Raw genomic sequence first — 14781 nt, forward strand, 5'->3', positions numbered from 1 at the left:
GGGACTTTCGTCGCATGGCATGCGACGAAAGCGCCCTTCAGCGCGTCCGGTGAGAGGAAAGTCCCCTTCAGCTCGCTCGGGGCAACCGGACCGTGAACGCCGTGCGGCCCGGCTCGCTGGTGACGCCGACCGTGCCGCCGTGCGCGGCGACCAGCGACTGGACCACCGAGAGCCCGAGGCCGGTCCCGCCCGCTTGCCGCGTGCGAGAAGTGTCGACGCGGTAGAAGCGGTCGAAGATCTTTTCCCGGTCTTCGGGCGCGATCCCCGGGCCGGCGTCGATGACTTGGATGACGACCTCGTCGCGGTCCACCGCGACAGCCAGCGTGACCGGTGTCCCACTGGGGGTGTGCACCGCGGTGTTGGCCAGCAGGTTGTCGAGGACCTGCCGCAGCCGCACGGGATCCGCGTCGAGCGTGACGCTGGACTGTCCGAAGTCGACAGTCAGCGGATGGTCGGGCCGTCCGGCGCGGAACGCGTCCGCGGCGGCGTTCACCAGGTCCGCCAGCTCGACGCGTTCCGGGCGCACCGGTGCCTCGGCGTCGCGCGCGTCGAGCCGGGCGAGCAGCAACAGGTCGTCGACGAGCACGCTCATCCTGGCCGTCTCCTCACGGATCTTCGCCAGATGCGCCTCGCGTTCGGCGGGCTCGTTCGCCGCCGCGTAACGGAAAAGCTCCGAGTAGCCGCGAATGGACGTCAGCGGGGTGCGGAGTTCGTGCGAGGCGTCGGCGACGAACCGGCGCAGCCGCTCGTTGGCCTCGGTGCGCGCGGTGAGCGAGGAATCGATGTGCGCGAGCATTTTGTTGAACGCCGTCCGTAGCTCCTGCACCTCGGCGCCGCCCCCGTCGCCGGTGGCGCGCACCGGGATGTCGGCGTTCGCGGTGAGGTCGTGCGAGGCGATGTCGTGTGCCGTGCCCGCCATCGTGGACAGGGGCCGGAGCCCGCGGTGCAGCACGAGCCGTCCGAGGGCCACGAGCACCGCGAGCGCGAGCAGGAACGCCACGACCTCGACCATCACCAGCTGCCGGACCGTCCGGTCGAGATCGTCCTGCGGCGCCGCGCTCACCAGCACGACCCCGGGATCGACCTGGCAGGTCCGCACCCGGTAATCGCCCTGGCCACGCAAGGAAACCGTCCGCAGCAACTCGCCGGCGCCGGTCTCCTCGACGACGCGCGTCAACGGCTTGCTGTCCGCAGGCAACCTGCTTCCCTGGCGCGGGGTGGCGACCCCGTCACGGACGTCGTACACCGCCGAATACCACGAATACGCGGACTCCGGGGCGTTGTGGACGTCGCGCAGCTGCGGGACCTGGCTCACCTGGCTCTTGGTGAGCTGCTCGTCGAGCCGCCTGCCGAGATAGCCGTGCATGATCCCGACCGTCACCGTGCCGACCACCGCGAACACCACCAGTGCCAGCGCGCCGAGGCCGAGCGCGAGCCGCGTGCCCAGCCGCGAACGGCGCCACGCGGAATACCACCGCCGCATCCAGTTCACTTGCTTCCTTCACGCACCACATAACCGACACCGCGCACGGTGTGGATCAGCGGTTCGGCGTCGGCGTCGATCTTGCGGCGCAGGTGCGAAATGACGAGTTCGACCACATTGGACCGTCCGCCGAAGTCGTACTCCCAGACGTGGTCGAGGATCTGGGCCTTCGTCAGTACCGTCGGCGAGCGGCGCATGAGGTACCGCAACAGTTCGTACTCGGTCGGTGTCAGGTCGGCGGGCCGGTCGCCGCGCCGGACTTCCCGCGTGTCCTCGTCGAGGGTGAGGTCGCCGACCCGCAGCACGGCGGTGCGCGGCGCCTGGACGGCACCGGTGCTGCGGCGCAGCACCGCGCGCAGCCGCGCCATCAGCTCCTCCACCGAGAACGGTTTGACGAGGTAGTCGTCGCCGCCGCGGGTCAGGCCCGCGATCCGGTCGGCGGTGGCGTCCTTCGCGGTGAGGAACACCACCGGGACCGCGTCGCCGTTCTCGCGCAGCCGGTCCAGCACGGCGAAGCCGTCGAAGTCGGGCAGCATCAGGTCGAGCACGACGATGTCCGGGCCGAACGCGGCGGCCTTCGCGAGCGCGTCCTGCCCGGACCCGGCCGTCACGGCCTGCCAGCCTTCGTAGCGGGCCACGGTCGCGACCAGGTCGGCGATGTGCGGCTCGTCGTCGACGACGAGCAGGCGCACCGGGCTCTCTTCTGTCACGTCTCCATCCTCCGTGACGGGCGGCTCACAAGCGACACAAGACCCCGGCCGACAGGAAGCCGACAGGTTTTCCCCAGATCATCCACAGGTTGCGGGGTGAGGCTGGCCTGCGTGAACCGAGGAGAAGGAGCATCCGTGTGAGCAGCATGACGGCCGTACCAGTCCGGACGCCGATCCGCCCGCGGGTCGCCGCGAAGGCCGGGCTGCTCGCGTTCCTCGGCGCCAACGTCGTCGCCGTCACCGCCTTGTTCGCCGCGGGCGGGGCGTCCGACAGCGTGGTGATCGGCATCGGCAGGCTGACCGGGTTGTACGCCGCGCTGGCGATCGCGTGCCAGCTGCTGCTCGTCGCCCGGCTGCCCTGGCTGGACCGCAGGCTCGGGATGGACAGGCTCACCTCTTTGCACCGCTGGACCGGGTTCGGCGTGTTGTGGCTGCTCGTCGCGCATCTCGTGTTCATCGTCTTCGGGTACGCGGCGCTCGAACAGCACGGCCCCGCCGATCAGCTCGTCGAGCTCGCGAACACGATGGAGGGCGTGCTGCGCGCGATCGTGGCGTTCGCGCTGATCCTCGTCGTCGGCGCGGTCTCCGCGCGGTTCGCCCGGCGGCGGATGTCGTATGAGACCTGGCATTTCGTTCACCTCTATACCTACGCGGCGGTGTTACTGGCCTTCACGCATCAGGTCGCGATCGGACAGTCGTTCACCGGTTCGGCGCTCGCGAAGGCCTATTGGTGGACGCTCTGGCTCGGCGCCGGAACGGCGGTGCTCGCCGGACGTGTCCTGCTCCCGCTGTGGCGGAATCTGCGGCACCGGCTGCGGGTGACCGCGGTCGTGCCCGAGTCACCGGACGTCGTTTCGGTGTACCTGACCGGAAAGCACCTCGACCGCCTTCCCGCGCGGGCCGGGCAGTTCTTCCTGTGGCGGTTCCTGACGCGCGATCGCTGGTGGCAGGCCAACCCGTTCTCGCTCTCGGCCGCGCCGGACGGGCGGACGCTGCGGCTGACGGCGAAAGCGGTCGGCGAATCCAGTGCCGCGCTGCGCTCGCTGCGGGTCGGCACGCGGGTGTTCGCCGAAGGACCCTACGGCGCGTTCACCACGATCCACCGGCAGCGGCCGAACGCGCTGCTCGTCGCGGGCGGCGTCGGGATCACCCCGATCCGCGCGCTGCTGGAGGACGTCGCCGGGCACGTCGTGGTGCTGTACCGGGTGCGTACGCCACAGGACGCGGTGCTGCTGCCGGAGCTGCGAGCCCTCGCCAAAGCCCGCGGCGCGGTGATCCACGTCCTCAGTGGACCGTCCACTGCGGAGGGTCCACACGGGCCGCTGCTGAGCGCGGAGAGCCTGCGCGCGCTGGTCCCCGACGTGCTGGAGCGGGACGTGTTCGTGTGCGGACCACCGGGGATGACCTCGGCGGTGCTGCGCGGCCTTCGCCGGCTGCGGGTGCCCGTCACCCAGGTGCACGCCGAACGTTTCAGCCTGGCCGCGTGAGGAAGAGCCGTGAAGAAGACCATTTTCGTGGTGGCGCTGTCGATCGCCGGGTTCATCGCGGTCTGGCGGTTCGAACCTTCGCCCATGGGCACTACCGCGCCGGTCGCACCGTCCACATCGGCCTCATCGAACGGCTCGTCCGCTTCGGGACCGGCCACTGTCGAGGGCTCCGCCGAGAGCAGCGAATACGGCACCGTACAGGTGCGGGTCACCTTCTCCGGCAAGCGGATCACCGACGTCCAGCTCGCGCAGGAGCCCGACAGCCGTCGCGGTCAGCGCGCGATCCCCTTGCTGCGTGAGGAAGCACTGCGGGCGCAGAGCGCGGACATCGACACGGTGTCCGGGGCGACCATGACCAGCGAGTCGTACATCAGGTCGCTGCAGGCGGCGCTGGACGCCAGGGGATAGCGATGGCCATCTGCGTCGAACAGGTGATGGGCCTGCCCGTCTCGCTCGATCTGCGGGACCCCGGCGATTTCTCCGCCGCGATCGAGAAGGCCTACGCCTGGCTGCACGACGTCGACAACCGGTTCAGCCCGTTCAAGCCCGGCAGCGAGGTCTGCCGTTACGACCGGGGCGAACTGTCCACAACGGACCTGAGCGGCGACATGCTCGAAGTGCTGGAACTGTGTGCCTACTACGAGCGGCTCTCCGGCGGCGCGTTCTCCGCGCGGCTGCCGGAGCGCTCGCTCGATCCGTGCGCGGTGGTGAAGGGCTGGGCGGTGCAGCGCGCCGCGGACATCCTGCGTGCGTTCGGGGCGGAAACGTTCTGCCTCAACGCCGGTGGCGACGTGGTCACGTCCGGCGAACCCGAGCCGGGACGGCCATGGCGGGTCGGCATCCGCCATCCCGACGCGCCCGGCGCCGTGTGCGCCGTGGTCGCCTCACGCGGCGGCGCCGTCGCGACCTCGGCCGCCTACGAACGGGGAGAGCACATCCTCGACGGCCGCAGCGGCCGCCCTGCCACCGGGCTGCTCAGCGTCACCGTGGTGGCCGCGGACCTGGTGACCGCCGACGCGCTCGCGACGGCGGCGTTCGCGATGGGCACCGACGGTATCGCCTGGGCCGCCGACCGGCCGGGCTGTCACGTGTTCATCGTGGACGAAGGCCGCCGGGTACACCGCTCCCCCGGGCTCGCCCTGGCCTGAACACCCGCGCGCCGTTCACATAAAAGGATCGCGCGCGGCCGGACGAATCGGGCACACTCGCGGCGTCCGTCCGTTTCCGGCCCGGGGAGTTCCATGACGTCCTTCGTGCAGAACGTGGCCTTCGACTGTGCCGACGCGTACGCGCTCGCCCAGTTCTGGAGCAAGGTCACCGGCCGCCCGGTCTCCGGCGAGGACCGGCCCGGCGACCCCGAAGCGCTGGTGTCCTTGTCCTCGGGGGTCGACCTCGTGTTCTGCCAAGTGCCCGAAGGGAAGTCGGTCAAGAACCGCGTGCATGTGTGCCTGCGTCCCGACGAAGGACCTCGCGACGCCGAGGTCGAGCGGCTGCTGGGCATCGGCGCGACCCTGGTGTCGGACAAGCGAAATCCCGACGGCACCGGCTGGGCCGTGCTCGCCGACCCCGAAGGCAACGAGTTCTGCGTGCTGCGCAGCCTGGCCGAGGTCGCGGAAGGACCCACGCAGTCATGACGGACTACCTGGCGGTCAACCGCGCGAACTGGGATGAACGCGCGCCGATGCACGCGAAGTCGGAGGACTACGGCGTCGAGCGGTTCGTCGCGGATCCCGCCCACCTCAGCGACGTCGTGCGGTTCGATCGCTCACGGCTCGGTGATCTCTCCGGGGTCCGCGGCGTGCACCTGCAGTGTCATATCGGCACCGACACCCTTTCCCTGTCCCGGCTCGGCGCGCGGATGAGCGGTCTCGACTTCTCCCCCGCGTCGCTGGCCGAAGCACGCGAACTCGCCGCGCGGGCCGGGACCGCGATCGAGTACCACGAGGCGCCCGTCTACGACGCGCTCGACGTGTTCGGTGCCGAGGCGTTCGACCTCGTGTACACCGGTGTCGGCGCGTTGTGCTGGCTGCCGGACATCGCGCACTGGGGCCGGATCGTGGCCGGATTGCTGCGTCCTGGCGGGCGTCTGTTCCTCCGCGAAGCCCACCCGATGCTGATGACGCTGGACGAAACGGCCGACCCCGCGTGGCCCCGCTACCCGTACTTCGAGCACGCCGAGCCGCTGGTCTTCGACGAGACGGAAACCTATGTGGAGACCGACGCGCGGCTGTCCAACGGCGTCACGCACTCGTGGAATCACGGGCTGGGCGAAATCATCACCGCGTTGCTGGACAACGGGCTCACGCTGACGGCGTTCACCGAATACGACAGCGCTCCGTGGTGCGCGCTGCCCGGTCAGATGGTGCGCGAGAACGACAGTGAATGGCGAATGCGCGACGAGCCGCGCCGCCTCGCCGCGAGTTTCACGCTGGATGCCCGGAAAACCGGCTGAAAACGGACGCGCCGAAAGATCCTTTCGCGTGGCGGCCGCTGTTCCTAAGGTGCTCGGTATGCCGAGTTCCGATCGTCCCGTTGTCGCCGTCGCCGCTCTGGGCGGCACCATTTCCATGGCGCGAGCCGCCGGGGAGGACGGCGTCGTCCCCCGGCTCGGCGCCGCCGACCTGCTCGGCGAGATCGGCGCCGACCTGCCCATGGACGTCCGCGCGGAGACGCTCGCGGGGCTCTCCAGCGCGTCGATGGACTTCGCGACGCTGCTGCGTACGCGGGCGTGGGGTGCCCAGCAGGTCGAGGACGGCGCGGCCGGGCTCGTCGTCGTCCAGGGCACCGACACGTTGGAGGAGACGGCGTATTTCTTCGAGGTGACCTGGCCGTACGACGCCCCCGTGGTGATCACCGGCGCGATGCGCAACCCGAGCCTGCCCAGCGCGGACGGTCCGGCGAACCTCCTGGCAGCGCTGACCGTCGCGGCCGACCCGCGCAGCCGTCACCGCGGCTCGCTGGTGGCGTTCAACGACGACGTCCACGAGGCGCGCTGGGTGCGCAAGACGCATTCGAGCCACGTGGAAGCGTTCTCCTCGGCCCCCGCGGGCCCGCTCGCGCTGGTCGCCGAGGGCGCCGTGCACTACTTCCACCCGTCCGCGCCGCGAGTTCCCGCACTCGACGCGGTTTCCTACGCGGGGCTCGTGCCGGTGCTGGAGGCCGGGCTCGCGGACACCGGTGAGCTGCTCGACACCGTGGTCAAGGCGGGCGCGAAGGGCGTCGTGATCGCGGCGAGCGGTGTCGGGCACGTGTCGACCGGGCTCGCGGACGTCATCGAGCGGGTGCTGCCCGATCTCCCGGTGGTGATCGCGTCGCGCACCGGCGCGGGCACGACTTTCCGTGCCACGTATGGGTTTCGCGGTTCGGAGTCGAGCCTGATCGCGATGGGCGCGACGATGGCGGGCTGGCTGTGCCCGCGCAAGTCACGGGTACTGCTGCACACGCTGCTCGCCGTCGGCGCCGATCGTGCGGAGATCGAGCGTCAGTTCCGGCTCCGCGGCGATCTCTAGTCCTGGACTGGGCCGTTGAGCAGGTCGTGGTGGTAGGGCCGCATCTCGCGGCCGCCGTCGCGGTAGACGTGGATGCTGATCGCCGGGTCTGCGCCCTCGTTGCGCACCTGGTGCACGTAGCCGGGGCCGAACACCCGGGACTGCCCCGCCGTCAGCGCGTGCAGCTCGGTCACCGCACGGCCGCCGGGGGCGCGCCGGGCGACGGTCTCGTGCAGCTTGCCGCTGACCACGGTGAACGCGCCGGTCGAGAACGCGTGGTCGTGCAGGTCGGTCTGCTGGCCGGGCAGCCAGCTCATCAGCCAGATCTCCTGCCGCTCGTCGCGGTCGACGAGGGTGGAAAACCGCTGGTCGGGGTCGTAGCGCAGGAGGTGGCGCCAGCGATCGCGGTCGGCGGCGTACTCCAGCGCGACCCGCACGGGGTGGCGCAGGGCGGGGTTTTCGGGACGCAGCAGCGTGTTGTCCGGAACGGCGAACATGGGAGTCCTCAGAGGAAGAGATGGGTGTCTACGGGCCGGGGCTGGGGTTCACCGACAACACGGACACGACATGTTCGCGGCGGGCAGCATGGGGCGCGGGGTCGGCGACCCCTGCGACTCGGCCATACGACGCACGAACATGCCGGATATCTCAGCAGCGCCGGACGCCCCGGTCAACCCGTCTCGGATGCTGGACACATTTCTTGGTGACTGGTGGGGTTGGCGGGGCTCATGTGGCTTGTGGGCCGGGTCTCGGCTTGGCGCGGTGGGGTGGGGTGCGACCCCTTTGGTGCGTTGGCTGCACCGAGGGACGCCTTCGGTGCGTCGAGCGCACTCAGGGCGTCCCTCGGCACACCGGCGCGATGCCGCGAATGTCCCATTGCGGACGTTGAGCGTCCCGAACGGCGCGTTCGGGACAGTGCGGCACCGTTCCACGTCGCGAACGGAGCGTTCGCGACACCCCACCACCACCCACGTCCCGAACGGAGCGTTCGCGACGATCAACGTCCCCAGCGACGCGTTCGGGACATCGCGCATCCCCCAACCAGACCCGCGGACCACGCGCACCCAGAATCCTCAGCCCCGGGACGACCACTTCCCCAGCGACGCCCTCAAGACACCAACCGCACTCCCGAACCCGACCCCCACCAGCACTTCTCCACTTGTCCACACCCCTCACCCCCTGTGGACAACTCACCGTTTCGCCCCGGTCCCGTCGGCCCCCGGCGGTACGATTGCTGCGGGGTCGTCCCCCAGGGAGGGTGGGGGATGCCTAGGGGAACGGGACCGCCGGAGCGCAGGGGCCCAGGAGTGGCGAGGGGGTCAGTACCACTCGTGTTTCTGGGAGCGGCCCAGGAGTTCGGTGCCAGCTTGGCGGGGGTCGACGCCTTCGTGGCAGACGCGGTGCATGGCGTCGGTGATGGGCATGTCGACGCCGAGGCTCTGCGCCAGCGCACGGATCGACGAGCAGGACATGACGCCTTCGGCGACCTGGCCGCCCGCCGCGGCCTGCGCCTGTTCCAGGGTTTCGCCGCGGCCGAGGCGTTCGCCGAAGGTGCGGTTGCGCGAAAGCGGGGACGAGCAGGTCGCCACGAGGTCGCCGACACCGGCGAGGCCGGCGAAGGTCAGCGGGTCGGCGCCCAGTTTCGCGCCGAGACGCGCCATTTCCGCCAGGCCGCGGGTGATCAGCGTCGCCATCGTGTTCGTGCCGAGGCCGAGGCCCGCGGCCATACCGCAGCTCAGCGCGATGACGTTCTTGCAGGCGCCGCCCAGTTCGCAGCCGACGACGTCGGTGTTGGTGTACGGCCGGAAATACCGGTTGGAGCAGGCCCGCTGGATCGCGACGGCCCGCTCGTGGTCGGGGCACGCCACCACCGCCGCCGAGGGCTGCGCCGCGGCGATCTCCCTGGCCAGGTTCGGGCCCGACACCACGACGATCTCGCCGACGCCGACACGCGCGATTTCGGCGATGACCTCGCTCATCCGCTTGAGCGTGCCCAGTTCGACACCCTTGGCCAGGCTCACCAGGATCGCGTCGGCGGGCAACAGCTCACGCCACACCGAGAGGTTCGCACGCAGGCTCTGGCTCGGCACCGCCAGCACAACGGCCTGCGCGCCGTCCAGCGCCGCCGCCGCGTCCGAGGTCGCGGTCACGCACTCGGGCAACGCCACCGAGGGCAGGTACGACCCGTTCGTGTGCCGGTCCCGGATCTCCGCGGCGACCTCTTCGCGGCGCGCCCACATCGTCACGTCGCGGCCCGCGTCACCGAGGACCTTGGCGAACGTCGTCCCCCAAGAACCCGCCCCGAGCACGGTGACCCGCTGAACGTCCATCAGTTCTTGCCCCCGGGCTCGGTGTTCTTCTTGACCGGCGGCTCTTCCTGGCGGATCTCGGCCAGCAGCCGGGTGACCTCGTCCATCATCACCGCGGTCACCTCCTTGAGCAGCGACGCGCTGCGCGGGTTCCCGCCCCGGTAGGGCGAGAGGTCCAGTGGGTCCCCGACCAGGTGCGTCACCGTCTTGCGCGGGAACGGCGTGAACTTCTTCGTGTAGCCGTTGAAGATCTCGTGCGTGCCCCAGCGCGCGATCGGGATCACCGGGACGTCGTTCTGCAGCGCGAGCCGCGCGGCCCCGGTGAACGACTCCTTCGGCCACCCGGCCGGGTCCTTGGTGATGGTGCCCTCCGGGTAGATGACGACGACCTTGCCCTCGGCCAGCGCCTGGTGCGCGGCCTTCAGGCTGTCGCCGGCCGCCACCGACCCGCGCGCGACCGGGATCTGCCCGGACCCGACGAAGATCTTCCCGAAGATCGGCGTCCTGGTCAGGCTCTCCTTGCCCAGGAACCGCGGTACCCGCTTCTGCCGGTGCACGAACACCGCGTCCACCACCGGGTCCAGGTGGGAGATGTGGTTGAGCACCAGGAGCGCGGGCCCCTTCCTCGGCACCTTCTCCGCGCCGACGTAGACCCGGCGGCCGATGGCGACCAGCGGATAGAACACGATGGCGGCCAGCGCCACCCAGATGCCGCCCTTTTCTCGTACCGCCCAGTCCCGCCCGGCCAATTCTCCTCCTCCGACGTGCGTGTTCCCGGCTGGAGGAGATCCTCCCCCGCCCCGGTTCACGCAGTCCAGGGAGGGTGCACTCACACCCGCCCCTGCCGGTTTCGGGTAAAGATGAGGGAGTGGACGTGGACCTGATCGTGCCGATGAAACGCCCCAGCCTCGGCAAGTCGCGGCTGCGCGGCGCGACGGCCGCCGAGCGGCACGCCGAGCTGGTGCTGGCGCTGGCCGCCGACACCCTGGCCGCGGTGACCTCGGCCGCGCGCGTACGCCGTGTCCTGCTGGTCGCCGCCGAACCCGCGACGGTCGCCGAGCTCGCCGAGCTGGGCGTCGAGATCGTCGCCGAGCCCAGCGACGGCGGGTTGAACGCGGCACTGCGCCACGGGGAAAGCGTGCTGCGCGCCGATGATCAGGCCGCGGTGATCGGCGCCATGCAGGCGGATCTCCCCGCGCTGCGCGCCGAAGACCTGACCACCGCGCTCGCCGAAGCGGCCGGACGGCGCGCGTTCGTCGCGGATCGCCAGGGAACCGGCACGACGCTTCTGCTCTCCGCGCCCGGCGGAGCGCTCGGCCCGCGGTTCGGCACCGGTTCCGCGCGGGCACACGCCCACAGCGGCGCGATTTCGCTCACTGCGCCCGTGACGTCCTTGCGCAGCGACGTCGACACGCCCGCCGATCTCGAGCACGCGTGCTCGCTGGGTGTCGGGAAACACACGGCCGCTTTGCTCGGCGAGCCGTGTATTTCGCTTGGGTAATGATGTTCACCGGACCTTCATCGCTGCCTGCGCATTCGGGCGCGCCGTAGTGAAGAATGGGGCCGTGAGCACAGACGGCACCACCCCCGCCACGCCCCGGCGCAGGACTCCCGCGGCGAAGGCTCCCGCGGACGGGAGCGAGACCCGCACGAGCGCCTCCGCGAAACGCGCGACCCGCACGAGCGCCGCGAAACCCGCGGCGAAATCGGCGGCGGGCAAGGCGGCCCCCGCGAAACCCGCGGCCGCGAAGAACACCGCCGCGAAGAAGAACACCAACGGGAACACCAAGGCCGCGACGCCGAAACCGAGCGCGCGCACCACCGCCGCCCGCGCCGCCGCGGCCAAGCCGGGAACGAGCCGGGCCAGGAAGACGACCACGACGGCCCGCAGCAGCGCCGCCCCCGCCGGGCCGTCCGCGGCCACCCGGCCGGTGGAGGAGTTCCGCGCGATTCCGTCCGCGCCGCCCGCCGTCACCGCGCCGACCGCCGTCGAAACGCTGCCCGACGACCGGTACTTCAACCGCGAGCTGTCGTGGCAGGACTTCAACGCGCGGGTGCTCGCGCTGGCCGAGGACGAATCGCAGCCGCTGCTGGAGCGGGCGAAGTTCCTGGCGATCTTCGCGTCCAATCTGGACGAGTTCTACATGGTGCGGGTCGCGGGCCTGAAGCGGCGCGACGAGACCGGCCTGCCGGTGCGCAGCGCGGACGGGCTCACCCCGCGCGAGCAGCTGGCCTACATCGCCAAGCGCAACCAGGACCTGGTCGAGCGGCACACCGGCGCGTTCGAACTGCACCTGCGCCCGCAACTGGCGGCCGAGGACATCCACTTCGTCGGCTGGGCGGATCTGGAGGGCGCGGACCAGCTGCGCCTGTCGAACTACTTCAGCGAGCAGATCTTCCCGGTGCTCACCCCGCTCGCCGTCGACCCGGCGCACCCGTTCCCCTACATCTCCGGGCTGTCGCTGAACCTCGCGGTGACCGTGCGCGACCCGGAGGGCGGCACGGAACGCTTCGCCAGGGTCAAGGTGCCGAGCAACGTGCCACGGCTGATCCGCGTCGAGACCCGGCGCGAGACCCGCACCGCGACGTTCCTCCCGCTGGAGGAACTCATCGCGGCGCATCTCGGCGAGCTGTTCACCGGCATGGAGGTCACCGAGCACCACGTCTTCCGCGTCACCCGCAACGCCGACTTCGAGGTCGAAGAGGACCGCGACGAGGATCTCCTGCAGGCGCTCGAACGCGAACTCGCGCAACGGCGGTTCGGGCCGCCGGTGCGGCTCGAGGTCGCGCAGGACATGAGCGAGCACATGCTCGAACTGCTGCTGCGCGAGCTGGAGGTCGACCCGGCCGACGTCGTCGAGGTGCCGGGGCTGCTGGACCTGACCTGCCTGCACCAGCTGTCCGGTGTGGACCGCAAGGAGCTCAAGGACCGGCCGTTCGTGCCCGCGACGCATCCGGCGTTCGGCGAGCGGGAGACGCCGAAGAGTGTGTTCGCGACACTGCGCGAAGGCGACGTCCTGGTGCATCACCCCTACGACTCCTTCTCCACGAGCGTGCAGCGGTTCATCGAACAGGCCGCCGCGGACTCGAAGGTGCTCGCGATCAAGCAGACGCTGTACCGCACCTCTGGTGATTCGCCGATCGTCGACGCGCTGATCGACGCCGCCGAGGCGGGCAAGCAGGTCGTCGCGCTGGTCGAGATCAAGGCGCGGTTCGACGAGCAGGCCAACATCACCTGGGCCCGCACGCTGGAACGCGCCGGCGTGCACGTGGTGTACGGGCTGGTGGGCCTCAAGACGCACTGCAAGGTGTCGATGGTGGTGCGCCAGGAGGGTTCGACCATCCGCCGCTACTGCCACATCGGCACCGGCAACTACAACCCGAAGACCGCCCGGCTGTACGAGGATCTCGGCCTGCTGACCGCGGACCCGAGCATCGGCGCGGACATCACCGACCTGTTCAACGTGCTCACCGGCTACTCGCGCCAGGACACCTACCGCACGATTCTCACGTCACCGCACGGCATCCGCCGCGGCATCGTGCGCGCGATCGGCGAGGAGATCGAACTCGCCCGCGCCGGCCAGCGGGCCGGGATCCGGATCAAGTGCAACTCGCTGGTCGACGAGCAGGTCATCGACGCGCTCTACCACGCGTCACAGGCCGGGGTCCCGGTCGACGTCGTCGTGCGCGGGATCTGCGCGCTCAAGCCCGGCGTCGAAGGACTGTCGGAGAACATCCACGTGCGCTCGATCCTCGGCCGCTTCCTGGAACACTCGCGGATCTTCCACTTCCGCGCGGGCGGGACGCATTGGATCGGCAGCGCGGACATGATGCACCGCAACCTGGATCGCCGCATCGAGGCACTCGTGCGGGTCAAGGATCCCAAGCTGACCCGGCAGCTGGACGACATCTTCACCTCCGCGCTCGACCTCCAGACCCGGTGCTGGGTACTCACCTCCACGGGTGAGTGGACGCCCTTCCCGACGGACGGCTCCCAGGTGCGCGACCATCAGACGGAACTGGCGAAACGGCACGGAGCGGCTGGATGACCGCGGAGGTACGCGCCTCGGGTGCGGTGCTGTGGCGCCGCACCGGGGACGGGATCAAGGTCGCGCTCGTGCACCGGCCGCGGTACGACGACTGGTCGCTGCCCAAGGGAAAACTCGACCGGGGCGAAACCCTCGCTGCCGCGGCGGTGCGGGAGATCCACGAGGAAACCGGGTTCCACGCGGTGCTCGGCCGGTACCTGACCAAGATCGGCTACGAGGTGCCGTCGCGGAACGGGTCCGGCACCGTGCCCAAGACCGTCGACTACTTCAGCGCGGAAGCGGTTTCCGGTGGCTTCACGCCGAACGAAGAGGTCGACGAGTTGCGCTGGCTCGGCTTCGAAGCCGCCGAGAAGCTGCTCACCCGCGACACCGACGTCCGGGTGCTGCGGGACTTCTGCGCCCTGCCGGCGGAACTGACGACGGTGCTCCTCGCCCGGCACGCCAAGGCGGGTAAGCGGGAGGACTGGAACGGCGACGACGATCTCCGTCCGCTGTCGGACGCGGGCCAGCGGCAGGCGCAGGCACTGCGAGAACTGCTCGCGTTCTACCGGCCGGACCGGGTGCTTTCCGCGCCACGGCTGCGGTGCGTGCAGACGGTGCACGGGATCGCGGAGGATCTCGGCACGGAGGTCCGGCACGAGCCGTTGCTGTCGGAGGAGGGCTACTGGCCCGATCCGGTCCTCGGCGTCGCGCGGCTGCTGGCGATCGCCGGTGACGGCGGGACGCCGTTGATCTGCAGCCAGGGCGGGGTGATCCCGGACATCGTGAGCGCGCTGGCCGACCGCGACGGCGTCGAGCTGTCGGCGTCGCGAGGGGGTGTGGTGCCCAGCAAGAAGGGCTCGTTCTGGGTGCTGTCCTTCCTGCCGCCCAACGGTGACCACGGCCCGAAGCTCATGGCGGCCGACTACTTCCCCGGCGCACTCCCGGTTCCCGCCCCCACCGCGCACTGACGCCCCGGCTCGCCTTCAGCACCCCGGCCTCCGCGCGACAGAGTTATGACAGTGGCGGCTGCTGTACTGAGGCGGGCGGCAGGGCTGTGTGCTGCGCCGGGCTAGGGGTACGGCGCATCGCGGGGTGCTGGCCGGTCGGCTGCTGGCAGTGTCGCCAACAGTGCTTCGAGGTCCCCGGCACGGGGATCGCCGCGGGGGGGGGGGGCCCCCCCCCCCCCAGGGGCAGAAAACGCGGGCGACAACTGGCCCAGGGGGGGGGCGGCGGCTGGAGGGTGGGGGGGTTGGAGGTGGGGGTGGGGGGGGTG

Annotated in this window: 14 protein-coding genes; 9 read left to right on the plus strand and 5 right to left on the minus strand. The window is 70.6% G+C overall.

Annotation, left to right across the window (positions count from 1 at the left end):
* Nucleotides 1-67 precede the first annotated feature (67 nt).
* Nucleotides 68-1483 carry a sensor histidine kinase gene (locus tag ACFWY9_RS26055; RefSeq protein ID WP_378340158.1) on the minus strand — a complete coding sequence of 472 codons (1416 nt, stop codon included), beginning with the start codon at nucleotides 1481-1483 and terminating at the stop codon, nucleotides 68-70.
* Between the two features lie 5 nt (nucleotides 1484-1488).
* Nucleotides 1489-2193, minus strand: a complete 705-nt coding sequence (locus tag ACFWY9_RS26060) for a response regulator transcription factor (protein WP_378328955.1) — start codon at nucleotides 2191-2193, stop codon at nucleotides 1489-1491.
* A gap of 146 nt (nucleotides 2194-2339) precedes the next feature.
* Here ACFWY9_RS26060 and ACFWY9_RS26065 point away from each other — a divergent pair, with 146 nt between their 5' ends.
* The 6 genes from ACFWY9_RS26065 to ACFWY9_RS26090 all read left to right on the plus strand — a co-directional run bounded on the left by ACFWY9_RS26065 (nucleotide 2340) and on the right by ACFWY9_RS26090 (nucleotide 7189).
* Nucleotides 2340-3680: a ferric reductase-like transmembrane domain-containing protein gene (locus tag ACFWY9_RS26065; protein ID WP_378340159.1), complete on the plus strand. Its 1341-nt coding sequence runs from the start codon at nucleotides 2340-2342 to the stop codon at nucleotides 3678-3680.
* A 9-nt stretch (nucleotides 3681-3689) separates the two neighbouring features.
* Nucleotides 3690-4088, plus strand: coding sequence for an FMN-binding protein (locus tag ACFWY9_RS26070; RefSeq protein WP_378340151.1), 399 nt, complete (start codon nucleotides 3690-3692; stop codon nucleotides 4086-4088).
* A gap of 2 nt (nucleotides 4089-4090) precedes the next feature.
* The gene (locus ACFWY9_RS26075) at nucleotides 4091-4828 is read left to right on the plus strand and encodes an FAD:protein FMN transferase (RefSeq protein ID WP_378340152.1); all 738 of its coding nucleotides are present in this window, start codon (nucleotides 4091-4093) and stop codon (nucleotides 4826-4828) included.
* Between the two features lie 93 nt (nucleotides 4829-4921).
* Complete coding sequence (locus tag ACFWY9_RS26080) at nucleotides 4922-5314, plus strand: VOC family protein (RefSeq protein ID WP_378340153.1); 393 nt, start codon at nucleotides 4922-4924, stop codon at nucleotides 5312-5314.
* Entirely contained in the window at nucleotides 5311-6132 is an 822-nt protein-coding gene (locus tag ACFWY9_RS26085) for a class I SAM-dependent methyltransferase (protein WP_378340154.1), read from the plus strand. The genes ACFWY9_RS26080 and ACFWY9_RS26085 overlap by 4 nt, the downstream gene beginning before the upstream one ends.
* A 58-nt stretch (nucleotides 6133-6190) precedes the next feature.
* Complete coding sequence (locus tag ACFWY9_RS26090) at nucleotides 6191-7189, plus strand: asparaginase (protein WP_378340155.1); 999 nt, start codon at nucleotides 6191-6193, stop codon at nucleotides 7187-7189.
* Here the strand turns inward: ACFWY9_RS26090 and ACFWY9_RS26095 are convergent.
* From ACFWY9_RS26095 to ACFWY9_RS26105, 3 genes are all read right to left on the minus strand, one after another.
* On the minus strand, nucleotides 7186-7665 hold the full coding sequence (locus ACFWY9_RS26095; protein WP_378340156.1) for a cysteine dioxygenase: 480 nt from the start codon (nucleotides 7663-7665) through the stop codon (nucleotides 7186-7188). The two genes, ACFWY9_RS26090 and ACFWY9_RS26095, sit on opposite strands and share 4 nt — an antisense overlap.
* Before the next feature lie 822 nt (nucleotides 7666-8487).
* The gene (locus ACFWY9_RS26100) at nucleotides 8488-9498 is read right to left on the minus strand and encodes an NAD(P)H-dependent glycerol-3-phosphate dehydrogenase (protein WP_378328962.1); all 1011 of its coding nucleotides are present in this window, start codon (nucleotides 9496-9498) and stop codon (nucleotides 8488-8490) included.
* Nucleotides 9498-10226 (minus strand): lysophospholipid acyltransferase family protein, encoded by a 729-nt coding sequence (locus ACFWY9_RS26105; RefSeq protein WP_378328963.1) that lies wholly within the window; start codon nucleotides 10224-10226, stop codon nucleotides 9498-9500. Before ACFWY9_RS26105 ends, ACFWY9_RS26100 begins: the two co-directional genes overlap by 1 nt.
* Nucleotides 10227-10345: 119 nt before the next feature.
* Here ACFWY9_RS26105 and cofC point away from each other — a divergent pair, with 119 nt between their 5' ends.
* From cofC to ACFWY9_RS26120, 3 genes are all read left to right on the plus strand, one after another.
* Nucleotides 10346-10978: a 2-phospho-L-lactate guanylyltransferase gene (gene cofC / locus ACFWY9_RS26110; protein WP_378340157.1), complete on the plus strand. Its 633-nt coding sequence runs from the start codon at nucleotides 10346-10348 to the stop codon at nucleotides 10976-10978.
* Nucleotides 10979-11042: 64 nt separating this feature from the next.
* Nucleotides 11043-13526: an RNA degradosome polyphosphate kinase gene (locus tag ACFWY9_RS26115; protein WP_378328965.1), complete on the plus strand. Its 2484-nt coding sequence runs from the start codon at nucleotides 11043-11045 to the stop codon at nucleotides 13524-13526.
* Nucleotides 13523-14476: an NUDIX domain-containing protein gene (locus ACFWY9_RS26120; RefSeq protein WP_378328966.1), complete on the plus strand. Its 954-nt coding sequence runs from the start codon at nucleotides 13523-13525 to the stop codon at nucleotides 14474-14476. Before ACFWY9_RS26115 ends, ACFWY9_RS26120 begins: the two co-directional genes overlap by 4 nt.
* The last annotated feature ends 305 nt before the right edge of the window (nucleotides 14477-14781 follow it).

Source organism: Amycolatopsis sp. NPDC059027 (assembly GCF_042739735.1).
GTDB lineage: Bacteria > Actinomycetota > Actinomycetes > Mycobacteriales > Pseudonocardiaceae > Amycolatopsis.